Source organism: Paenibacillus sediminis, from assembly GCF_017873765.1.
Taxonomy (GTDB): domain Bacteria; phylum Bacillota; class Bacilli; order Paenibacillales; family Paenibacillaceae; genus Paenibacillus_AG; species Paenibacillus_AG sediminis.
This window is the reverse complement of record NZ_JAGGKP010000007.1, coordinates 88663-111864: the sequence shown is the minus strand read 5'-3', so window position 1 is coordinate 111864 and position 23202 is coordinate 88663. Positions and strand designations below refer to the sequence as shown.

Genomic DNA, 23202 nt, shown 5'->3' with positions numbered 1-23202 from the left:
CAAGCAAAATTTCACTAAGGGAGGCAGGTATATCAAATGTGGATATATGAGAAGAAACTGCAGTATCCGGTACGTGTAAATAAGTGTGACATTACAATGGCCAAATATTTAATCGAACAGTATGGCGGAGCAGACGGAGAGCTTGCCGCTGCGCTCAGGTATTTAAACCAGCGGTATTCGATACCGGACAAAGTTATTGGATTACTGACAGATATCGGCACAGAGGAATTTGCGCATTTGGAAATGATTGCAACCATGGTCTATAAGCTAACAAAAGATGCTTCCGCCCAGCAAATGGAAGAAGCAGGCCTTGGTGCGCATTATGCCAATCACGACAACGCGCTCTTTTACAATAATGCAGCAGGTGTACCGTGGACAGCAGCGTATATTCAGGCAAAGGGTGACCCATTAGCGGATCTTTATGAAGATATTGCAGCAGAAGAGAAAGCAAGGGCTACATATCAATGGCTTATCGATATGACGGATGATGTTGATTTGCAGGACAGCTTGAAGTTTCTAAGGCAACGGGAAATCGTTCACTCGCTGCGGTTTAGAGAAGCCGTTGAGATTATTAAGGAGGACCGTGAAACGAAGAAAATTTTTTGAATGAACATCTGCAAGCTGACGGCTGTAAAAACAGACGTTTGCTTGCAGTGTAACTGTAAGATAAACCAAGAAATGATTTACAAGTAAGTTGCTGTTCCCGTATCATAGGCGTAGAACTTTGAGAATAGAGAAGAAAGAGGGACGGCAGGGATGGAGACGACTACACGATTAAAGAAACCAGAAGCGATGCTGTTTGATATGGACGGAACGTTATTTCAGACGGAGACATTGCTTCTGCCAGCTTATCATAAAATGTTTGACAGACTGAGAACAGAAGGGATATACACTGGAGAGACACCTCCTGAATCCCTTGTTCTAAGTACACTCGGGATGATTCTTGATGATATTTGGAAAACGGTTCTCCCAGATTTGGATGCTGAGGGGAGAAATCGCGCGAATGAAATCATGCTAGAGCTTGAAGTGGAGGGATTGCAAAGCGGGAATACGAAGCTGTATCCTCAGGTCAAAGAGACGCTTCAAGCCTTAAAATCCCAAGGGGTGAAGCTGTTTGTTGCCAGTAATGGAGTTGAGCATTATGTGAAAGGTGTCGCGCATGCGCATGACATTTATTCACTATTCGATGGAGTGTATAGTGCGGGAGAGTATAAAACAAGAACGAAGGTTGATCTCGTTCATCGTCTATTGACCGACCATAACATACAATCCGCATGGATGGTTGGGGATCGTTCCTCAGATGTAGAAGCCGGCAAGAAAAATGGACAAACTGTGATTGGATGCGAATATGCTGGATTTGGTAATCATAGCGAGCTTCAGGGCTCAGACACCATCATCCATTCGTTTGATCAACTTCTTAAGCTCTATGAAGAAGCTAAATAAACGAACCTCAATACTTTTTAAGATTGAAGAAGACACCGCCGCTTGATTGTGATTTTAGCTGACGGTGTCTTTTTGCATGTGATGCACTATGGAGCATCTTCCTGCTCTGGACTTAAGGTGGTTATATCGAGCTCTGATCTAGTTGCGTTCGTATCTTGGTCAGATGATTCCGTATGTTGCTTATAGAGCCAAAGCGCATATTCTAGCGGCTTTACAATTGCCTGTCTATAGATTTCCTTCTCTCCAATTCGGTTGAACACTTCTCTTGCAGGTTTGGGATTCACCTCTAATATATAAATATTGCCTTGTTTATCAATCGCTAAGTCAAGTGCGAGTTCACAGAGAGGTCCGATTGATTCCTCCAAGTAAGCTGCAACATCAAGACCAAGTTGTTCCGCCTCATCACGAATATTATGCCGCTGTTCCTCTTCGCCGATCCACTGCCTAAGCATAGACACCATAGGTACGGCATTACCGCCGCCATGGAGATTGGAGGTTACACTGTTTTTAGCTCCTATACGGCCAGCACAGCCTGTTAACACCCATTCGCCTTGACCGTTCTTCTGCACTAACATTCGGTAATCGTGAACTCTTCCGCTAGGTAGTTGCAGTGGAATACCTTCCTGAATGATATACCGTTTTCGCATATTCCAGCCGTCTAGTGCGGCTCTTAGAGAAGACGCATGAATAATTCTCGGCGTAATGATTTTCCGTTCGTTATTTCTGCCTTGGATCGAGAAACAGCCCGCATCTATTCTCTGAATCCGAAGAATACCGCGGCCCCCAGTTCCGTTTATCGGTTTTAAGAAGACGAGAGGCTTGCTCTTTAACATGTGCCTCACATCTCTAATAGACTCATACAGGACAGTTTCTGGCAAGTGTCGCCTGAAGCGGGGGTTCTCTGATAAGATTTGATGTGTAATCCATTTATTTCGCAGTGGTTTATTCAAATACAAAAGGTGCCCATAGTGAGCACGAAATCGCTTGAGCTGTTCAAATCGTCTGCCTTGTTGAATGCGGCATCGATCAAAAATCATATCAGGAAATGCTCTCCATTTTCGCGACCATTTACTTGTTTTAGGATCATACACTAAAGCATGAATAAGATTTTTGCTGTAATGGACATCTGCTGGTGTAAAGACGAATACGTCTAATCCGATTTTTTGACCTTCTGAAATCATCCGCTCGTAAATCGGCCCTTCCTCCAAACGCTTATCATTACTTATATACAAAGTTAAAATTCCTAAGATGGGCTGAGGCAATGTAATTCACCTTCTTTAACGGATGTAGCGCAGTTTATATCCGGTTCATTTGGCAGCATTCTCTTTTCAAATACAAGCGTATCCTTTCCAGTTGGTCCTTCAATGAATTGAGTGGCTATCAAACCGGCATTAAAGCACATGTGCAGACTAGGAAGATCATCGATCGGGGCTTTACATGAGATACGTTCGAGATCTGCGAGTGCTGTCGTGAGAAGACGGCTGCCGATATTGTATCCGCGATACAAAGGGTGAACGACGACAAAGCACGCTTGATCTCCGTAATCACATATATAGCAAAGACCGACAGTATTAATACCTGCTTCTGTTCGAATGGTGCATATGACAAAGCGTGTGCCTGGCTGCTCTAGTTGCTCTGGAGTGAAACCTTTAAACGCTCTTAGCGCTTGGAATGGAATAGTTCTGCCTCCGTATTTTAAAATGAATTGAATATAAAAACGGTGTGTGGACTCCGAGCTGCTCATATTATTGGGGAAGGAGGAAATGTGCATAGCCTTGGCACCTCCAATTAAACGGAATTCGTTTTTTTATTCATCGCTAAAAATTGGCAATATTGAAAAATTCGCTCGAGAGATCGCTTCCGAATTTGGGGTTCGTCGAACTTCATCGGTTTTGAATTCGCTTCAAAGAACCAAATATCCCCTTCCCCATCAACGCCAAGATCTATGGACATCTCTCCTAATGGATAACCGGCTGCCTTCTCAATTTGATAAGCAATGAGCAGTGAATTGGACTTGACTCGGTTCATGATCGTTCGCATCGTATCCTGACCAAACAATGTGTTCAACAGCTTCTCTGGATCTTCAATGCTTCCGCCTCTCGGGACATGAGTGGTAATACTGCTCTTTCCTGCCTGCCTGGCGCCGACGCCTGTTACTCCCCAACGTCCTCTGACGTTTTTTTGCACAAGAACTCGCAGGTCAAAGGGTCTATTCTGTATCGATGAAAGCTCGATTCCCTGTTGAATGATATAGGGTGAGCTGCCTGCTTCCTTTTTGATCCGGCTCCAAAGTTTTGTGACTCTAGCCGTTTCATAAGTCGTACTGTTTTTATGGTTTTGGATTTTCAAACGATATGGCATTTTCCGGTCTGTTTGATACTTAATCATCATAATGCCTTTACCAGCCTTGCCGCTTTCAGGTTTCAAATAGAGGTAAGAGTGAGAGGTGAGCATTTTCTCGATCGTTGTTGAACTGCGAAGACGTTTTGTAAGGGGAACTAAATGATGAGTAGAATTCGATTTTTTGAGCCATTCGAACAGAGTCCATTTATTAAAGAAGAAAGGATTAAACAGTTGGATTGACGGGTGATTTATACATTCTTCAAGCTTTTTCTTTACCTCTGGTCTCATTTCATCTGAGCGTTGCGGGATCCGATTATAAATGACGTTCGGAAGCGGGAACCATTGCGGATGCCATATCTGATCTTCCGAAGAATAGGAATATCCAAGAATACGCGGGCCAGACAATATTAAATCTTTGACGGTTACAACATAGACAAGGAAGCCTAGATCCTTCCCTGTCTTTAATATATCTACAAAGTTAGTTCTGTTTCCTCGGAAAAACAGCTCATTGTCAGGCATCGTTAAAATGGCTATGATGGGTTTGGATTCATTGCTTCTTAGGCTGCTCACGAGCCATCCCTCCCGCGGAACTTCGTAAGGTACAGACAATGATCCAAAATATGTTCCACCGAGGCCTTTCCTTCTGCTCGCAGCTGTGGATGCTGAAATATCGAACGTCCTGGTTTGGCATTTGCTTCGAACATCCACACTTGTTCATTTTGGTCGATGCCAACATCAAGCCCTAATTCACCAAGCAAATGTTTATGATGGAATTCGATGGCTTTCGCAATGGTTACGGCAGTTTGCTTCATCTTTTCCATAAGTTCCTCTGATCGATCGCCGAACGCCAGGTTTAAAGCTAGTTCTGGGGTAAGGAGAGAACCGCCATTTTTTAAATGCGTAGTCACACTGCCTTTACCAGCTTTCTTAGCGCCAATACCGACGACAACCCATTGATTGTTTCCGTTTTTGTGCATATGAAACCTGAAATCGATCGGGCAGTTATCGATTTCGATAAGACGGATTCCTTGCTGGATAACATAATTACGAAGCGATGGGCCATGTCTTGCTTGCATCATTCGGTATAGGCTGGCAAAGTTTTTGAATCGAAGCAGAACATTGCCGCTGCTGTTGCGATAACGAGCGAAGTACCCGCGCTTTGGCAAATAGGTGAGCCGGTAAATGCCTTTTCCAAGACTGCCGCCAGATGGTTTGTAATAGACGAATTGATGTTTCTCAAGCATATCTTTTATCTGTTCAGATGTCGGATTCATGTAAGACTCAGGGACATATCTACTTACTTCTGGATCATCTTCGAGTAGATGATAAATGTCCGATTTGTTAAAGAAGCTCCAGTTGAAGAATGGAATATGTTTTCTTATAAATCTTTCTCTTAACTGAATGATGTTTGCAGATGTTTCTGCACGTCTGCTGGGCAGACGGTTGTAGATGACATCTGGAAAAGGAACCTTCTTGCGAGTAAAGGAACCGACCTCGTTAAGGAAATAACCATGAATCGTCTCTTGCTGCCAGTTGACATCACGAGGAGTAAATACAAAGATGTAAGATGATTTCTTACTCCCTTCGCGCAGCAGTTGTTTAAGAAATCCCGTTCGTGAACTGAAAGGTTGGGATCCTGAACCAGCTGACCCATCTGAAAGAACACCAATCAAAGGTCCGATTTGGAACTCATCCGATTGCGAATTTCTCAGAAAGATGCTCCCTGATTTTGGGACTCTGATGGCATTGCGAATTCCGTTTGCTAGGTAGAGATGTTTGCCGGCTTTTTTTATAGGTTTAACTACAGCCGGAATTCGATCAGCACCAAGCCTTAAATGAACGGATCTCTTACCTGTTAAATTAAGGCTTTTCATCAGTGCATTTGATACATAGACGACCTTATCGGGCTGCTGCGTAAAATGAACGTTACAATAAGTCAAACTCATGAAATTACCCTCCTAAGTTGTCGAAGCAATAAATAACGGGCATAGACGACTGGATTTTCTATGGCTTTGATTGCACTATTCATATCACCAATACGGAAGAAAGAGGATCTTCCTGGTTTGGAGTTCACTTCCAATATCCAAACTTGACCGCGCCTGTCGATTCCAAAGTCAATTCCAAGCTCGGCGAGTCTGCCATAGTAGTTCTCAAGATGCTCAGCAATAATGAAGGATAAACTTCGCATAAGAACAACTGCAGCTTCCGTGGCTTCTTTTCCAAATAGCTTCTTAAGAAATGGCATAACTCGTTCAGCTGAACCACCGCCATGCAGGTTAGAAGTCAGTGATTCGGGTTTGCCTTTACGTATAGCCATCCCTGTAAGCGTCCAGCGGCCATGTTCGTTTTTTTGTATAAGGACACGGATGTCGAATGGTTCACTTTCAGCATTGTTAAGCTCGAGATAAGGCTGGATTAAGAAAGTGCGACCTTTCGTAAAGCGGTCGATCCATATCATTAATGCCTTTTCATCTGTAAATTGATGTTGGATGATTCGATTAAGGCTGTCTCGCCCTGCAACAAGAAATTGATCTGTGTCCGTCATTTTTACACGAAGAACGTTTTTACCATGAGTTCCGGATTGCGGCTTAAGCAGTGCTTCCTCCTGATGCTCGCTCATCCAATGTTTTAACTGAGCAGTGCCTTCATATCGTACTGTTCTAGGTAGGTAAGGTGCTATTTCTTTATGTCGTTTTAATGATTGGTAAACAGACCATTTGCCTGACAATGGATTTCCTAGAAAAATCGTTCCCTGTTTCTCGGCAAGAGAGGCAATCTGACGTCTTGCACGAGTCTTCGTATCACTTGAATGATAAAGGCAGCGATCATATATGACTTGAGGAAAGGGGAAAACTACACTTTCCCATCGACCGTTCATGTAATGATATCCTGTAATTTTCAATCTTTCCTGATCAATCCAATTCGGACAAAATACAAATATACGAATTCCATATTTCATGCCCGCTATACTTAGTTTCCGGCAGAAAGATTGCTCTGTGAAAGGCGGGAAGCCAGAGGCTTCACTTTCCATAATGCCAATCGTTCTTGATTCTATTCTATTCATATTGTTTCCCTCCTCTAGAAGCCAGACAAGTATGATGAATATTCAATCATTTGTTTAACGGAGGGCCTTATTTTCTGTTCATTTAGTGCGGTATTGTCGTTTTTAGAAGGCTTAGAGTTCACTTCTAACAGCCATATACGTCCTGTAGTATCCATCGCCAAATCGATACCAAGCTCACCAAAATGGCTATTGATCGTTTCATCGATTTTTTTGGCAATGTCTAATGCGGCTTTACGGAGCTGACTTCCAGCATTCGCTTTGAATGGCTGATAGAGGTTGCTCTTTGCAACAGCATCTTTTACTGGGCTAAGTGAACCGCCGCGAGCTAGGTTAGATACAAAATGATTGCTGTTTGCAATACGGGCCACGATCGATGTCACCTGCCATTTTCCAAACTTATTTTTTTGCACAAGTGCTCGGAAATCTACGGGGCGGCTTCCAATATCAATGAGATTCAGACCCTGCTGAATTTGATATCTCGTTGTCTTCATCTTACCTTTCATTCCAGCAAATAGCTTTGGCAGATTCAAATACTGTTGCCTGCGGGTACCATTTATTGTGGTCGATAATGTTTCGTAGCCACTGTCTATCTGTCTGGAAATACGAATAATTCCTTTACCAAGGCTGCCTGTTACGGGTTTCAGGAATACGACAGGATACTTTTCACACATCAATTTAAGCACGTTAAAATTTCGCAGCAAGTAGGATTCCGGTAAATATCTTCGTACGGCTGGATCTTGCTTTAAAGCATCAAATACCTCATTCTTGTCGAGAAATTTTTCATTAAAGATGTAAGTTCCGTGGCTTAATTTTACTTCTCTCAGAAAATCTTGTACGCTAGGTTTGTTCTCTAATTTACGCGAAGTGAGTCTGTTGTTGACGACATTAGCGATGGGCATGGTTAATTGCTGCCAGCTGCCGTTGCTGCCGTTATATATCCATCCATTAACTCGGTTTGTCGTCGTTTCGACATGCTCTGGAGTAAAGAAATAAACATATGCTCCTTGTTTTTGACAAGCAATAACCAGTTCTTTGCAAAACATCGTTATTGAGCCAAATGGCTTCTCGGGCATGTCTGGGTAATCTCTGCTTATTAAAACGCTAATAAGGGGACCTAAATAAATGGTTTTTTCAGAAGGTTTATAAACAAGCCTAAGTACGGAATTCGAGACGATGCCCATATTCCGTGCAAGAACGTGACTCATACGTATACCATCATATTTCGGGACAGAGGTAACTGTTACCGTTTGAATGAAAGAACCGAATGCCAACTGTAGAGGGAAGCCTGCAGGGATTTTCCACTGTTTAATTAATTTTTCTCCAAGCATGATTACATCATCTTGCAATATACCCGAGCTGATGACTTGGATTGATACCTTTTTTTTGAGCATGATAGTCTCCTTCCGTTGCAACATCACCTGTATTTAGGTGGGCAAACTATTGAGTTCATCAGCACACTGCGTGTAATGTATCATATGAGGACATAAATACCTTGGTGATTGACCTACCTGAAAAAGGAACGATTAAAGAAATGGCTTTAAATTATTTTGAGAGGGGAAATGTTTACAATGAATATTCACGATAAGGCTCACGATTTAGCAAAAGCGATACAGCAAAGCGCCGAGGTTCAGGAAATTACATCTGCGATGAAATTGATCGAGGCGGATCCCGAGGCCAAACGAATGTTAGATGATTTCCGCAATCGTCAAATGGAATTGCAGCAAAGAATGATGTCTGGCGATATGCCGCAGGCGGATGAAATGGAGAAAATGGAAAAATTATTTGAGGTGCTTAGTTTAAATTTGAATATTCGCCGTTTGTTCGATGCGGAAAGGCGTCTTAGCATCATTATCGAAGATGTGAATAAGATTATTACGGACAGTTTGCAGCACTTATACGGGTCTCAGATGTAACGCAGAAATGGGATTCTAGCTTTTTCAATCTTACTCTCATATTTTGTGAAATGACTTCATAGGATAGTAACGAGATTGAGAGATGAAGGAGCTGTTGACCGGTGAAAGGCAAATTCAAACATATTGTGTATATGCTTCTGGCCCTGAGTATGCTCTTATACGCATTGCCCCATATTTCATTTGGGAGCAATTTTACATGGGCTGATTTGTTCGGAGCTGTATGGGCAGCGTTCGCTTTGTTAGTTATAGGAGCGCATTTGCATTTTCTGCTGGGTGTCAATGAAGAGACAGCTCAGCAACTAGCCAAAGTGCGTAGAGCGAAAATTGAAGGATGGCAAGGGCGAATAGCGCAAGATGTCAAGGACAGCGGCAGTTTGTAATTTTGCGATTATGAAAATACGGTTTCCTCTTGCAAGGGAGCCGTATTTTTCTGTTTATTCATGATATAATGAATGACAGAATAATACAGTTCGTTCAGTGGGGGTATAACAGTTGCACGGACATGACGAGACGATTACGAAACATGAGCAGCTTTTGCAATATATTGAAAGTTTGAAAATCGGCACGAAAATTTCAGTACGCAAACTTGCAAAATCGTTAGGTGTAAGTGAAGGTACCGCATACCGGGCTGTGAAAGAGGCCGAAAATATAGGGATCGTCGTCACAAAAGAACGCATCGGTACCGTAAGAGTGGAGAAGAAGCCTCGCAATTTCTCTGAGCAGCTTACGTTTTCAGATGTCGTTGGTATTGTAGAAGGGCATGTCCTGGGCGGCAGTGACGGTCTTCATAAAACGCTGCACAAATACGTCATCGGTGCGATGAAGCTAGATGCAATGGCGCGTTATATTGATGAAGGCAGCCTCTTAATTATAGGTAACCGGGAAAATGCGCACTCTCTTGCCCTAGAGCAAGGAGCTGGTGTACTCATAACCGGGGGGTTCGGTACAAGTAAAGAGGTGAAGTTGCTCGCAGATCAACTCGCGCTGCCGATTATCTCCTCACGTCATGATACGTTCACGGTAGCTTCGATGATCAATAGAGCCATTTTCGATCGACTTATTAAACGGAAAATTATGCTTGTCGAAGATATTGTATCGAATAAGACCAAGATGAATGTTCTGAAAAGCAGCAGCACCGTTTCTGATTTTGATCAGCTCGTTCGAGAAACGGGGCAAATCCGTTTCCCTGTCGTAGACGATTGGAATAGAGTTATTGGAATTGTAAGCCTCAAAGATATTGAAGGGGTTTCTGAAGGACAGAGTATTGAGAAATGCGTTACACGCAATCCGGTAACCGCGACGCTGCAGACTTCTCTTGCATCAGCGGCACAGATTATGATGTGGGAAGGGATCGATTTTCTCCCGGTCGTTGATCGGAATCGTAAGCTGGTTGCCTCTGTTACACGCAAGGAAGTGCTGCAAGCGATGCGGGATGCTCAGCAGGAGCCGCAAACAGGCGAGACGTTTGATCATTTGATTTGGAATGGATTCGCGGAGGAGCGGGATGAGGATGGACATATCATTTATCACGGATTTATTACTCCGCAAATGGCTACCGATTTAGGTACGATTTCCGAAGGTGTGTTATCTTCTGTCATGACGCAAGCCGCGATGCGAGCAGCTAAATATTGGAGCGGCAATGACCATGTGCTCGATAATATGACAACCTATTTTATCAGGCCTGTTCAAATTGAAGATTCAGTTATTGTTCGGCCGGCTATGCTCGAAATGACTCGCAGGACGTGTAAAATTGAAATTCAAATGACCCACCAAAATCACCTGATCTCCAAGGCAATTATGACGCTGCATTCCATCGACCATGTGTAATACAAGAGAGCGGGGCAACCTTCTGCCTCGCTCTCTATAATTTCGATCTATGACTCGGAATCTTATGAATTGGAAGCCTTCAATTTAGAAAAGTGGTTGTAGTTGCGCAGACCAGCAAATATGTTAAAAGCGCCAAGTACCATAAAGACAGCGCCGATAACGACAAGCAGCGTAGAACCTGAATAGACGAACATTTGGATCAAAGCTAGAACAATTAACATGCTCCCCATAAAAATGTTCATTCTAGAGCCGAATAGTCCGCGATCAATTGGATCAGAGGCTCGGTGCGAACGATAACTGTTAACGGCAGATCCGATACTCGTAATGATGAATAGTGCATATAAAACGTACTTAATAACTAGAATCATATGTACACCGCAGCTCCTTTTACTATGCTTAAATCGGTAAATCTATTGTATCATGAAATGAAGACATGTTCACTACTCGTCAACTGTGTACATACTCCTTCAGTTCCACCCAAATTTGCAGCACGCCTTCCATGACAAGCATCGTTTTAATTTGTATACTGTAATCTTTATCGCGAACTGAATATATTTTGCGATCTAATAAAATTCGGGTCATCCTGCTGTCCGAGTCGATTTCAAATATATTTCTTCCTCTTAAGACTTCCAAATCTTTTTGCAATTTCTGCACAATTTCTTTCACAACAAGCGAATCAAGGACCTTATCGGGTTCTTCAACACGCACTTTTATTTCTTTAATGACCGTAGGCCGATTATTATATTTTTTCAATGTTTTTATGTCTTCTTTATACTGCTCTATTTGAATTTGCAAGTCTTTATTCGTGAGCCAGAGATGGTTATAGCTCATTTGGAATATGACATTATAGAAAATGCTGCCTACAATCATTCCGAACACAAATACCGAAGCTAACTGCATCAACGAACGATAACGATCAAAAGGAGGAACTCTCATACTTACACTCTAGCGTTGTTGCACAGCCATTTGACAAGCTCCGTGCCCATATGCGCGCCGAGAAAAGCAAAAATTAAATACAAAATTTGTTTGATAGCCGGGGAAAGGTTGCCGTCAAGAAAATTGCTCTCAATGACACGCATCGGATCGATGGTGCCTCCTACAGCGGCTGCAAGCGCCCATATTTTAATGCGGCTAGCTACATCAAGCATCGTGCTGGTAGGCGGCTGAAGAGATACTACAGCACCAATTCCACCCAACATCGCACCTCCAATGACAATGCCGAAGGCGATAAAAAAATCAAGAATCGCTTTGGACAAAAATGTGCTCATGATTTTCTTTGCTCCTTTCGATTATTCGTCTGCCTGTCCGATTTACGTACTATTTCATTGTATGGGCGATTATAAGCTATGTATGATAAAATATTTAGATAGAAACATACCTTTAAATTTTGCGGTGAAAGGAAGAGTTCGAATGAGCAGTTTTGTACATCTGCATGTGCATAGTGAATATAGCTTGCTGGACGGAGCGGCTCGTATCGATGATCTTGTCAAACAAGCCGCAGCTTATGGCATGAAGGCACTTGCACTTACTGACCATGGCGTGATGTACGGCATAGTTCCTTTCTATAAATCTTGTATGGCACACGGCATAAAACCTATTATTGGCTGTGAAGTCTACTTAACGACGGGGTCAAGGCTCGTCAAAGGGAACCGTAAAGAGCAGCCGATTTATCATCTAATATTGCTCGCCAAAAATATGACCGGATATCGCAACTTAATGAAGCTTGTCTCCATCGGTCATTTAGAAGGCTTTCACTATAAACCACGCATTGATTTAGAAGTGCTTGAACAATATAGCGAGGGCATTATTTGCTTAAGTGCATGTCTTGGCGGAGAAATTCCGCAACTTATGCTTCAAGGTCATATGGATGAAGCTAGAAAAGCGGTGATCCGTTATAAGCGAATTTTCGGCGATGATTTTTATTTAGAACTGCAAGATCATGGAATGCCTGAACAGAAAAAAGTAAATAAATGGCTAATACAGTTGTCTGAAGAGACTGGAGTCCCTTTAGTAGCAACGAATGATGTGCACTATTTGGAGAGCCGGGATGCAGAAATGCAGGATGTGCTTATTTGTATTGGCACAGGAAAAACGATCGAAGATGATGACCGGCTTAAAATTGGAACGAATCAGCTCTATTTAAAAAACAGTGACGAGATGATAGGTCTGTTCTCGCATGTACCGGAGGCGATAGCGAATACGGCAGCTATTGCGGATCAAATTCAAGTTGAACTTGAATTTGGCAGCCATATTCTTCCAGCATATGAACCTATCCCTGAGGGCATGACAGCCGGATCTTATTTACGCGAACTGTGTATTAGAGGGCTTCAGGCTCGTTACGGAGGACAAGTAGCTTGGCAACATGAAGAGGATCGCCGCAAGCTTGAAGAGCGTCTATTTTACGAGCTCGAAGTCATTGAGAATATGGGATTCTCAGACTACTTTCTTATTGTATGGGATTTCATTCGCTACGCTCATGAACATGGAATTGCAACCGGTCCTGGAAGGGGATCATCTGCGGGCAGTTTGGTCGCATATGTGCTCCGAATTACCGATGTAGACCCGATGAAGTATCATTTGCTGTTCGAGCGATTTCTAAATCCTGAGCGTGTCACAATGCCAGATATTGATATCGACTTTAGCGATGAACGCCGTGATGAAGTCATCGCGTACGTTGTGGACAAGTATGGCGCAGATCATGTGGCTCAAATTATTACATTCGGAACGATGGCTGCCAGAGCCGCTGTTCGTGACGTAGGCAGAGTACTTAACATTCCATATGGAGAAGTGGACAAGGCTGCAAAAGGTATCCCTGGAGCACTCGGCATGACGATACAGCATGCGCTTGAGGTCAGTCCAGAGCTTCAGGAACAGTATGAGAAGAAACCGCGAATTAAAGAATTGCTCGACATGGCGAGAAGAGTGGAAGGTTTGCCGCGGCATGCTTCAACACATGCGGCAGGCGTCGTTATTTCACGAGATCCGCTGACAGATGCAGTTCCGCTGCAGGAAGGCAGCGAGACAGTTGCTTTGACTCAATATTCGATGGAAAATTTAGAGTCTATTGGGCTTTTGAAGATGGATTTTCTTGGACTGCGTACGTTGTCGATTATCGAACGTTCCTTAAAGTGGATTCAAGATCAAATGGATGTGCAAATTGATTTCCATGCGATCCCAGACGATGACCCACTGACGTATGAGATGCTGAGTCAGGGTGAAACAACAGGTGTCTTTCAGCTGGAGTCGGCAGGAATGAGACGAGTGCTGCGCGATTTGAAGCCGTCTGTTTTTGAAGATATAATTTCGGTGCTTGCTTTGTATCGACCAGGTCCAATGGAGTTTATCCCGAAATATATCGAAGCTAAGCATGGTTTATCGCAAGTAGACTATCCTCATGCGGATTTGGAGCCGATTCTTAAGGATACTTACGGCATCATTGTCTACCAAGAACAAATTATGCAGATCGCCTCGCTCATGGCTGGATTTTCGCTTGGTGAAGCGGATCTGCTTCGCCGTGCTGTCTCCAAGAAAAAGCGCGAAGTGCTGGACAAAGAGCGTGAGCACTTTGTAACTGGAAGTATTAAACAAGGATACAGCGCTGAAGATGCGAACAAGGTGTATGATATGATCGTGCGCTTTGCTGACTACGGCTTTCCGAGAGCTCATGCCGCTGCTTACGGGGTGCTTGCCTTTCAAACGGCTTATTTGAAGGCTCATTATCCCGTTCAGTTTATGGCGTCGATGCTTACCGCTGTGATGGGCAGCCATCGCAAAGTAGCGGAATACGTCGTAGAATGTCGCCGCATGGGGATTGATGTACTTCCTCCTGATGTCAATGAGAGCGGAGTACTATTTACGCCAGTCGTTAACCCTGATACAATCGGACGTATTCGCTTTGGTCTAGCCGCCATTAAAAATGTCGGTACCCAAGCGATTGAAAGCATAATTCGAGCACGCGAAAATGAGCCGTTTGAAAGTTTGCTTGATTTTTGCCGCAGGGTTGATTTGCGCGTGTGCAATAAACGGGTCATCGAATCGCTAATTCAGGGCGGAGCTTTTGACTCTCTGCCAGGACATCGCGCTCAGCTTTTGGCTATGCTAGACGAGACCGTTGAGGCTGCGCTGAAATGGCGTAAGGAGCGGGAAGATTTACAAATTCAGCTGTTTGACTTTGTGGAGACACCCAATTGGGACGTGGAATATCCGGAAATTCCGATGTTTACGTCCATGCAGCAGCTTGAACTCGAGCGTGAATTGCTGGGGCTGTATTTATCAGGACATCCTATAGACGATTATGATGATTATATTAGGTCAAGCGGCATCGTCAGAATGATGGATTTATCAGAAGCGCCTGATGGCAGTGAAGTCGTTGTTGCGGGGATGGTTGTGTCCGTGAAATTGATCTCCACCAAACAAGGGAAACAGATGGCCTTCATCGAACTTGAAGATCAAGTGGAAAGAGCTGAAGCGGTATTGTTTCCTGAAGTATGGAGAAAAAGTCAGCCGCTCATCAATAAGGGTGATTTGATTGGAATTAGAGCTAAGGTGCAGCAACAGGATGAAGGTTTTAAGCTCATTACAGAAGAAGTTGTTTCTCTCGGAAGTGAAGCCATGAATCAGCTTATTAAGCGCGTTCAAGCTCGAGCAAGAACTGAGAAACCGGCTTCTAGCGCATTACCGACTAAAAGAACAAAAACTTCATCAGCGCCTTCGAATCGTAATGTGTCAGCGAAAGATACAGCCAGCAACAATGCATCAGGTACAAATGAGAAGCAACGTGTCTTTATTAAAATAACGTCAGAGTCTGAAAATGCTGGTTTGCTTACGAAGCTGAAAGCACTGCTTCAGCAACATTCTGGCCCTGTTCAGACGGTGCTCTATTACGAATCGACTCAGAAGGTGTTAGCATTAAGTGATCAATATCGTATTAAACCTTCCCCAGAGCTCTTTCACCAAATGGAAATGATGCTGGGTGAAGGTACCGTTAAAGTGAAATAATGTGTAAACAAATGCATATTTTATGAACGTTTTATTCTCCTCCTGCATACACTTATGAACACGTTAGGACAGCTATTAATATTAAATATCGCGGTCAGTCAAGAGAGATTGTGCGGTAATGCGGGAGGAATAATAAAATGTCTTATGAAATAGCGGAAGCTCTTCTAAATTCACGAGGCGTCACCATAGAGTCGATTTCTGATATTGTGTTTCAGTTACAGAAAATTTATCACCCTGATCTCACTATCGAACAATGTGTTCAAAGTGTAAAATCGGTACTTCAGAAGAGGGAAGTACAGTATACGTTGTATACTGGTATAGCACTTGATGAATTAGCAGAACGTAAATTGCTGCCGCAGCCGCTGCAATCTATATTGGAGGCGGATGAACCGTTATACGGTGTAGACGAGACGATGGCTCTTGGCATTACGAATGTTTTTGGTATGATTGGACTGACAAGCTTTGGTTACTTGGATAAGATGAAGACTGGAATTATCCGCGATCTGAACGATAACAAAAACAAAATTCATGTATTTCTTGATGACCTGGTCGCTGGATTAGCAGCTGCAGCTTCGGCTCGGATTGCACACAAAAATGAAAATGCAAAAGAATATCTGTGAGAAGGCAGCTTGACTTTGCCTTTGTTGCGGTAAAAAAGAAAATTATGTTATTATAGCTCTATTATATGGGTCAGAATATTAGGCTGGGAGGGCATTTTTGGGGAATGTGGACGGTTATTTATATTGCACCTACTGCCAAGACTGCAGACAAGATTAAGTTGAAATTAACGGAAGAAGGCTTTCTTGTTAAGACCCGTCCTATTAACTTATCGAAGCAGCAGTTTGAAATATTGGTTCCTTCTGCAGAAGTACAGGAAGTTCAAGAAGTTCTGAATACCATTTTGCACCCTTGAGTCAAGGTGATTAAGCGAAATGTCGCTCATAGAAGATTGACTGAAAGATGCGGCCAACAAAATAACGGCTGAGAGGTGTAGTTGTGTTAAAAGATCTATTCCAAAAGAAAAGAAAATATGCGACGATTCCATCTGAACGTCTAGGACGTAACGATCATGTTCAAGAGGGGGATCGTCCAAGAAGAGAAATTCCCGAAGGACTCATGAGTAAATGCAGTAAATGCGGGACGATTCAATACAGCAAAGAGCTTGAGAAAAATTTAAAAGTATGTCCTAATTGCGGTCATCATATGCGTCTTAACGCAATGGAACGAATCCGAATGACGCTCGATGAGGGCAGCTTTCAAGAATTTGACAGTGATATGATTTCGGTTGACCCTCTAGGGTTCCCAGGTTACGCAACGAAATTAGAACAACAAAAACTTAAATCAGGCTTGCGTGAAGCAGTAATTACGGGTGAAGGTACTATTGATGGTCACCCTGTTGTTGTTGCAGTCATGAGCTTTGATTTCTTCACAGGCAGTATGGGTTCTGTGGTTGGCGAAAAAATAACGAGAGCCATTGAAAAAGCGACAGAGAAAAGATTGCCGATGATTATATTCTCCACTTCAGGTGGAGCCAGAATGCAAGAGAGTATTCTTAGTTTGATGCAAATGGCCAAAACCAGCGCAGCGCTTGCTCGCCATAGCGAACAAGGCCAACTATATATTTCGGTTATTACCGATCCTACAACAGGCGGGGTATCTGCAAGTTTTGCAATGCTTGGAGATATTATTATTGCGGAACCAAGCGCAGTATTTGGCTTCGCAGGACGAATTGTAATCGAACAGACAATTCGCCAGAAACTGCCGGAAGATTTTCAAACTGCCGAATTTAACTTGCAGCATGGACAGCTCGATTTAGTTGTTCATCGCAAAGAAATGCGGTCAACATTAGCGAAGTTTTTAGATCTGCATACCGATCATGAGAAGGAGGGATTTTAAATGGCTGGAGAATTGCCTTTTGAAATGCCTCTTGTTGAGATGCGCAAAAAAATAGATGAATTAAAGCAGTTCGGCATAGAAAAGCAAATTGATTTCAGCGATGAGATTGCACGTTTGGAAGAACGTTACGAGCAGCTTGAACAAGAGATTTACAATAATATTTCTCCATCGCAAAAAATGCATTTGGCTAGACATCAACAGCGTCCAACATCGCTTGATCTAATACACCTTATTTTTACCGACTTCATTGAATTACATGGTGATCGGTTATTTGGCGATGATTTAGCTATTGTGGGTGGACTAGCTAGATTGAATGGACAGCCTGTTACTGTTATTGGACAGCAGCGCGGGAAGGATACGAAGGATAATATTGCACGCTTCTTCGGCAGTCCGCATCCGGAAGGTTTCCGTAAAGCGCTCAGATTGATGAAACAAGCTGAGAAATTTGGCAGACCAATCATCACTTTTATTGATACAAAAGGTGCGTATCCAGGCAGTACTGCAGAAGAAAGAGGTCAATCTGAAGCGATCGCTCGCAATTTGGCTGACATGTCTATGCTTGGCGTGCCAATCATTTGTGTAGTCATCGGCGAGGGCGGCAGCGGCGGTGCTCTTGCGCTGGGCGTCGGCAACCGTGTCCTGATGCTGGAGCATGCGATTTATTCTGCGATTTCACCTAATGGAGCTGCATCTATTCTTTGGAAGGATGCCTCTAAAGCCGATCAAGCGGCTGAAGCTATGAAAATTACCGCGAAGGATCTGCTTGAGATGGAGGTTATTGAAGAGATCGTTCCAGAACCTCTAGGCGGTGCACATCGGAATTATGAAAAGACTGCCGAAGCGATTAAAGAGTCCATTATTCGCCATTTAAGCGACTTATCTTCGATGGGAGCTGACGAGCTTAGAGTAGATCGTTATATGAAGTTCCGCAAAATCGGAAAGTACACTTTTGAACGTACAGTACAGCCTGAGCAACCTATTGATGCCCCAGATATGGGAAAATAATATATATCAAAGTTTATATACAAATGCCGAAAAAAGTAGTAAATTAGATTGTTGGATAAGATAAACAGAGAGATAACTAAAAATGGAGGAAACCAACTATGCGTAAAACAAAAATTGTATGTACAATCGGTCCTTCTAGTGAATCGTTGGAAAACATCAAGAAACTCATCACGGCTGGTATGAACGTTGCTCGTTTGAATTTCTCCCACGGCGATTTTGAAGAACATGGAAATCGGATTAAAAATATTCGTCAAGCAAATGCAGAGCTCGGCACATCAGTAGCTATTTTGCTCGATACAAAAGGACCTGAAATCCGTACAGGCAAGCTTGAAGTTGAACCGATTGAATTGGTTCAAGACGAATTTATTACGCTGACTACCGAAGAGATTCTAGGAAATAAAGATCGGATCTCCATCACTTACAAAGATTTGCCTAAAGATGTTAAAGTCGGATCTACCATTTTAATTGATGACGGTTTGATCGGATTAACAGTGGTTGATATTCAAGGGACGGAAATTAAATGCCGTATCGTGAATGGCGGTACAGTCAAGAGCAAGAAAGGTGTTAACGTACCCGGAGTACATATCTCTTTACCAGGGATTACCGAGAAAGACGCTAACGATATTATTTTTGGGATCGAACAAGGCATCGATTTTATTGCAGCTTCCTTCGTTCGTAAAGCAAGCGATGTACTAGAAATTCGCGAGCTTCTCGAGAAACATAATGCTTCTCACATTCAAATTATTTCCAAGATTGAGAATCAACAAGGTGTTGACAACTTGGATGAAATATTAGAAGTTTCTGACGGCTTAATGGTAGCTCGCGGAGACTTGGGTGTTGAAATTCCTGCTGAGGAAGTTCCGCTCGTTCAAAAACGAATGATTGAAAAATGTAATCTCGCAGGAAAGCCGGTTATTACAGCAACTCAAATGCTTGATTCTATGCAGCGTAATCCTAGACCGACACGTGCAGAAGCAAGTGACGTGGCAAACGCCATTTTCGATGGTACAGACGCAATTATGTTGTCTGGCGAAACGGCTGCAGGTAAATATCCTGTGGAATCTGTACTTACCATGTCTAGAATTGCTGAGAAAGCAGAATCGGCACTTAAATATCGCGAACTGTTCTTGAAACAACGGATCGCTTCAGAAACTACCATTACTGAGGCAATCAGCCAATCCGTAGCTATTACTGCGCTTGACCTTAATGCTAAAGCAATTATTTCATCTACGCAAACAGGCTATACGGCTCGTATGGTTTCGAAATACCGTCCGCAAGCTCCAATCGTTGCAGTGACTACTGACGACAGAACACTTCGCCGTCTTGCACTCGCGTGGGGTGTAATTCCTGTTAAAGGCCGTGGGGCTTCTTCTACAGATGAAATGTTTGAAATCGCTATTCAAGGCGGACTTGAGGCTGGTGTGATTCAAGGAGGAGACCTTGTTGTGATTACAGCAGGTGTGCCGCTTGGACGCACAGGATCAACAAACTTGGTGAAAGTAAGCCAAGTGCCAAGCAAGCAATAATAACTGATTCATTTATATAAGAAAGCAATGGGAGAAGTCCCATTGCTTTTTTCTTATCTCTATAAAACAGTTATAATGAGAAGTATACGTTGTACTCATCGATACGAGAGGAGATTTACTTATGCTGAAATGGCTTATTGCGGCCGTTATTGTCATACCGCTACTTGAATTTTACGGTTTTGTCACGGTAGGTGAGCACATTGGGGCTGGAAAAACAATACTGCTAACTTTTGTGACATCCATTATCGGTATGGCGATGATGAAGTTTGAAGGCCGTAAAGTGCTTCAGGATGCTAAATTGCAGATGAACAGCGGGCAAATTCCAGGCAGAACACTGTTAGACGGATTATGTATTTTCGCAGGCGGAATACTGCTGATGATACCTGGTTTTTTTACCGATATCGTCGGTTTTACGTTGATATTCCCGCTAACTCGTCCATTGTATCGTTATTTTTTATTAAGATGGATTGAGAAAAAAATGAAAAACGGAAGCATTACTTTTTATAGAAAATGAAAGGCAGCTCTGCTGCCTTTTTGCTCGTTAATGCACTCTTCCGCCAATAATATAGTTTCTCAGGTCACGGAATACATTTGCACGTCTGATCGCCTCTAACACAATCAAACTGACGGGGCCAATAATAAGACCGAGCGCACCAAACAATTTCAATCCGACGAACATACCGATAAGAGTGGCGAGCGGATCAAGTCCGACACTGCTTGCCAGCACTTTAGGCTCAGCGATTTGTCTAGCTATCAGAATAATACCGTACAAAATGGAAAGACCTATGCCAAGCGCAACGTTGCCTGTCATAAATGTGTATATGATCCAAGGCACCATCACGAGCCCTACACCCAAATAAGGAAGGAGATCGACGAGTCCAATCATGAGTCCGATGGCAAGCGCAGACGGAACTCTTAAGACGATTAGCCCAATGATGACAACAACAGTCGTAATTGAAATCATAATAAATTGAGCGCGCAAATATCCGAATAGAGCTTTCTGTAAGTCTCTCCAAATCGTACTTATCGGTTTGCGAACACGATTCGGCAGCCATCTTAGTAAATGATGATTATGACGTTCCCAATCTTTACTGAGAAAGAATGCGGCTAACAATATGACAATGAGGATCATGCCGACATTTGGGAGCGAAGAAATGAGATTGAGAATGCTATTGAAAAATCCAGTGGCTAAGTTAGAAATAGCAGTAGCCACAGAGTCCGTCGTTTTATTAATGTTGTTGTTAATCGTATTTTGATAGTTCGGATTTTGCTGATAGAAGATATTAATTTGATTAATAATATTTTGAATACTGGCGTTTTGAGTCCACTGAATGAACACATTTCTAAAGTTCTCGATGTAACTGTCGAACGATTGTGTTAAGTTAATGACTTCCTTTACAAGTCTAGTCACAGCTGCAGAAACGATAAGAACAATCATCCCGACATATAAGAGCAAGGAGAGCGTTACTGCAAGCCAGCGCGGCATTTTCATTCGTATCTGAAACCATCTGACTAGCGGATTCATAGCATAAGCAAAAATCCATGCCAGTATAAAAGGATAAAGCAGAGGCATTAGCCAATAGACAGAAAGCGCAATGACAGTAACGATCAGAATGACCCATATTCCACGCAAAATCCGTTTGATAATAAGTCTGTCCACAATGCATTCTCCTTCGTAATCCTTCGTTTACACCCATCAATCTATTGTAGGTTCATATTACTAAATAGTATGCAGTAAAGAGATGATCCAAAGCAAATTTCTTGCAAACGATAGTTATTTTTTTTAAGTTTGTAAGGGGTTACAAAAAAATGTTTATGGTCGCGATAAAATCATTTGATGTCAAAATATAGGCTGTAATTGTTCACATAACCGACAAAATACATTATGATTAAGGAGGATTTTAACTGCACTAAAACAGCATATTTAAAGGTCATTTGCTTTTTTTTCTTTTGCTTTGAAAATGTTTTCAAAATAAGCGGCATGCTTAAATTCGTTTTACAAAGGAGAGATGTAATATGACAGCTACTAAAGGTTTGGAAGGTATCGTGGCAACAACTTCTTCGGTTAGTTCGATTGTAGACGGTGTGTTAACTTATCGTGGTTACAATATCGATGATTTGGCTGAACATGCAAGTTTTGAAGAAGTAGCTTATTTGCTCTGGTTCGGAAAACTGCCAACAAAAGCCGAGCTTAGCAGTCTGCTTTCAGATTTAAGTGATTATGCATCTATACCAGAGGCGTTAGTAAGTCAGATTAAGTTATACCCTAAAGACTTGAACACAATGGCTGCGCTTCGTTCTGCTGTATCAGCTCTTGCTTTGTATGACGAATCAGCAAATGATATGTCGAGAGAAGCAAATGTAAAGAAAACGATTAAACTCCAAGCACAATTGCCGACAATCGTGGCTGCCATTGCTCGTATTCGTGAAGGTAAGGAGCCGATTGCTCCTCTGAAAAATGTGTCAATCGCTCACAACTTCTTGTATATGCTTACAGGCAAGGAGCCAGCTGAAATTGCAGTTAAAGCTTTGGACAAAGCGTTAGTGCTGCATGCCGACCATGAACTTAACGCATCTACCTTTGCCGCACGCGTTACTGTGGCGACACTTTCAGATATTTATTCCGGAGTTACATCAGCGATCGGCGCACTTAAAGGTCCGCTTCACGGAGGCGCTAATGAGGCTGTTATGGTTATGCTCAGCGAGATCAATGGTAAAGATGATGTTGATCGATATATTCAAAATAAACTGGACAACAAAGTGAAGATTATGGGCTTTGGTCACCGTGTTTACAAAAATGGGGATCCGCGCGCGAAACATCTTCAAAAGATGTCCTATGAATTGGGACAAATGAACGGTGATACTACGCTTTACGATATGTCTGTTCGTATTGAAGAGCTAGTCGTATCGCAAAAAGGATTGAAACCGAATGTCGATTTCTACTCTGCTTCGGTGTATACAATGCTTGGCATTGCTCGTGATTTGTTCACGCCAATTTTTGCGATCAGCCGGGTTTCAGGATGGACAGCTCATATTTTAGAGCAATATGAAGACAATCGTCTCATCCGTCCGCGTGCTGAATATACAGGGCCAGTTCATCAGAAATATGTTGCGATCAGCAGCCGTATCTAATGGATAATGAATGCTAGTTAATAAAGAGGTAATTTGCAATCTGGAAATCCTTTTG

At 42.7% G+C, this 23202-nt stretch carries 23 protein-coding genes; 13 read left to right on the top strand and 10 right to left on the bottom strand.

The window, feature by feature from the left end; genetic code table 11:
* Positions 1–36: 36 nt before the first annotated feature.
* Together J2Z20_RS13495 and J2Z20_RS13490 are read left to right on the top strand one after the other, a co-directional pair.
* Positions 37–606, top strand: a complete 570-nt coding sequence (locus J2Z20_RS13495; RefSeq protein WP_209851175.1) for a manganese catalase family protein — start codon at positions 37–39, stop codon at positions 604–606.
* 150 nt (positions 607–756) lie between these two features.
* Complete coding sequence (locus J2Z20_RS13490) at positions 757–1443, top strand: HAD family hydrolase (RefSeq protein WP_209851172.1); 687 nt, start codon at positions 757–759, stop codon at positions 1441–1443.
* 86 nt (positions 1444–1529) lie between these two features.
* Here the strand turns inward: J2Z20_RS13490 and J2Z20_RS13485 are convergent, their stop codons facing one another.
* From J2Z20_RS13485 to J2Z20_RS13460, 6 genes are read right to left on the bottom strand one after another with little or no spacing between them, the layout of a single operon-like run.
* Positions 1530–2705: a YheC/YheD family endospore coat-associated protein gene (locus tag J2Z20_RS13485; RefSeq protein WP_209851169.1), complete on the bottom strand. Its 1176-nt coding sequence runs from the start codon at positions 2703–2705 to the stop codon at positions 1530–1532.
* The gene (locus J2Z20_RS13480; RefSeq protein WP_209851167.1) at positions 2687–3214 is read right to left on the bottom strand and encodes a GNAT family N-acetyltransferase; all 528 of its coding nucleotides are present in this window, start codon (positions 3212–3214) and stop codon (positions 2687–2689) included. Before J2Z20_RS13480 ends, J2Z20_RS13485 begins: the two co-directional genes overlap by 19 nt.
* A gap of 17 nt (positions 3215–3231) precedes the next feature.
* Complete coding sequence (locus tag J2Z20_RS13475) at positions 3232–4356, bottom strand: YheC/YheD family endospore coat-associated protein (protein ID WP_342454312.1); 1125 nt, start codon at positions 4354–4356, stop codon at positions 3232–3234.
* Positions 4353–5732 (bottom strand): YheC/YheD family endospore coat-associated protein, encoded by a 1380-nt coding sequence (locus J2Z20_RS13470; RefSeq protein WP_209851164.1) that lies wholly within the window; start codon positions 5730–5732, stop codon positions 4353–4355. The genes J2Z20_RS13475 and J2Z20_RS13470 overlap by 4 nt, the downstream gene beginning before the upstream one ends.
* Entirely contained in the window at positions 5729–6850 is a 1122-nt protein-coding gene (locus tag J2Z20_RS13465) for a YheC/YheD family endospore coat-associated protein (protein ID WP_209851161.1), read from the bottom strand. The genes J2Z20_RS13470 and J2Z20_RS13465 overlap by 4 nt, the downstream gene beginning before the upstream one ends.
* 14 nt (positions 6851–6864) lie before the next feature.
* A complete protein-coding gene (locus J2Z20_RS13460; RefSeq protein ID WP_209851159.1) occupies positions 6865–8241 on the bottom strand; it encodes a YheC/YheD family endospore coat-associated protein in 1377 nt (458 codons plus the stop codon).
* Between the two features lie 177 nt (positions 8242–8418).
* Between J2Z20_RS13460 and J2Z20_RS13455 the strand changes: the two genes are divergently transcribed.
* From J2Z20_RS13455 to J2Z20_RS13445, 3 genes are all read left to right on the top strand, one after another.
* On the top strand, positions 8419–8763 hold the full coding sequence (locus tag J2Z20_RS13455; RefSeq protein WP_209851156.1) for a YlbF/YmcA family competence regulator: 345 nt from the start codon (positions 8419–8421) through the stop codon (positions 8761–8763).
* A 131-nt stretch (positions 8764–8894) separates the two neighbouring features.
* A complete protein-coding gene (locus J2Z20_RS13450) occupies positions 8895–9143 on the top strand; it encodes a hypothetical protein (protein WP_209851274.1) in 249 nt (82 codons plus the stop codon).
* 112 nt (positions 9144–9255) lie between these two features.
* On the top strand, positions 9256–10590 hold the full coding sequence (locus J2Z20_RS13445; protein ID WP_209851154.1) for a DRTGG domain-containing protein: 1335 nt from the start codon (positions 9256–9258) through the stop codon (positions 10588–10590).
* Positions 10591–10652: 62 nt separating this feature from the next.
* Here the strand turns inward: J2Z20_RS13445 and J2Z20_RS13440 are convergent, their stop codons facing one another.
* From J2Z20_RS13440 to J2Z20_RS13430, 3 genes are all read right to left on the bottom strand, one after another.
* Complete coding sequence (locus J2Z20_RS13440; protein ID WP_209851140.1) at positions 10653–10958, bottom strand: YtpI family protein; 306 nt, start codon at positions 10956–10958, stop codon at positions 10653–10655.
* A 79-nt stretch (positions 10959–11037) separates the two neighbouring features.
* Complete coding sequence (locus J2Z20_RS13435) at positions 11038–11526, bottom strand: sporulation membrane protein YtrI (RefSeq protein WP_209851137.1); 489 nt, start codon at positions 11524–11526, stop codon at positions 11038–11040.
* A 2-nt stretch (positions 11527–11528) separates the two neighbouring features.
* Positions 11529–11858 carry a YtrH family sporulation protein gene (locus J2Z20_RS13430; protein WP_209851134.1) on the bottom strand — a complete coding sequence of 110 codons (330 nt, stop codon included), beginning with the start codon at positions 11856–11858 and terminating at the stop codon, positions 11529–11531.
* Positions 11859–12000: 142 nt separating this feature from the next.
* Between J2Z20_RS13430 and J2Z20_RS13425 the strand changes: the two genes are divergently transcribed.
* From J2Z20_RS13425 to J2Z20_RS13395, 7 genes are all read left to right on the top strand, one after another.
* A complete protein-coding gene (locus J2Z20_RS13425; RefSeq protein ID WP_209851131.1) occupies positions 12001–15588 on the top strand; it encodes a DNA polymerase III subunit alpha in 3588 nt (1195 codons plus the stop codon).
* Positions 15589–15725: 137 nt separating this feature from the next.
* A complete protein-coding gene (locus tag J2Z20_RS13420) occupies positions 15726–16208 on the top strand; it encodes a phosphatidylglycerophosphatase A family protein (RefSeq protein ID WP_209851129.1) in 483 nt (160 codons plus the stop codon).
* Positions 16209–16312: 104 nt separating this feature from the next.
* Positions 16313–16501, top strand: a complete 189-nt coding sequence (locus J2Z20_RS13415; RefSeq protein WP_209851126.1) for a glutamate decarboxylase — start codon at positions 16313–16315, stop codon at positions 16499–16501.
* An 83-nt stretch (positions 16502–16584) separates the two neighbouring features.
* A complete protein-coding gene (accD, locus tag J2Z20_RS13410) occupies positions 16585–17484 on the top strand; it encodes an acetyl-CoA carboxylase, carboxyltransferase subunit beta (RefSeq protein WP_209851123.1) in 900 nt (299 codons plus the stop codon).
* Entirely contained in the window at positions 17485–18489 is a 1005-nt protein-coding gene (locus J2Z20_RS13405; protein WP_209851121.1) for an acetyl-CoA carboxylase carboxyltransferase subunit alpha, read from the top strand.
* 98 nt (positions 18490–18587) lie between these two features.
* The gene (pyk, locus tag J2Z20_RS13400) at positions 18588–20015 is read left to right on the top strand and encodes a pyruvate kinase (protein ID WP_209851118.1); all 1428 of its coding nucleotides are present in this window, start codon (positions 18588–18590) and stop codon (positions 20013–20015) included.
* A 121-nt stretch (positions 20016–20136) separates the two neighbouring features.
* The gene (locus tag J2Z20_RS13395) at positions 20137–20529 is read left to right on the top strand and encodes an FxsA family protein (RefSeq protein WP_209851115.1); all 393 of its coding nucleotides are present in this window, start codon (positions 20137–20139) and stop codon (positions 20527–20529) included.
* Between the two features lie 27 nt (positions 20530–20556).
* Here the strand turns inward: J2Z20_RS13395 and ytvI are convergent, their stop codons facing one another.
* A complete protein-coding gene (ytvI, locus tag J2Z20_RS13390) occupies positions 20557–21675 on the bottom strand; it encodes a sporulation integral membrane protein YtvI (RefSeq protein ID WP_209851113.1) in 1119 nt (372 codons plus the stop codon).
* A gap of 356 nt (positions 21676–22031) precedes the next feature.
* Between ytvI and citZ the strand changes: the two genes are divergently transcribed.
* A complete protein-coding gene (citZ, locus tag J2Z20_RS13385; protein ID WP_209851111.1) occupies positions 22032–23147 on the top strand; it encodes a citrate synthase in 1116 nt (371 codons plus the stop codon).
* Positions 23148–23202 lie beyond the last annotated feature (55 nt).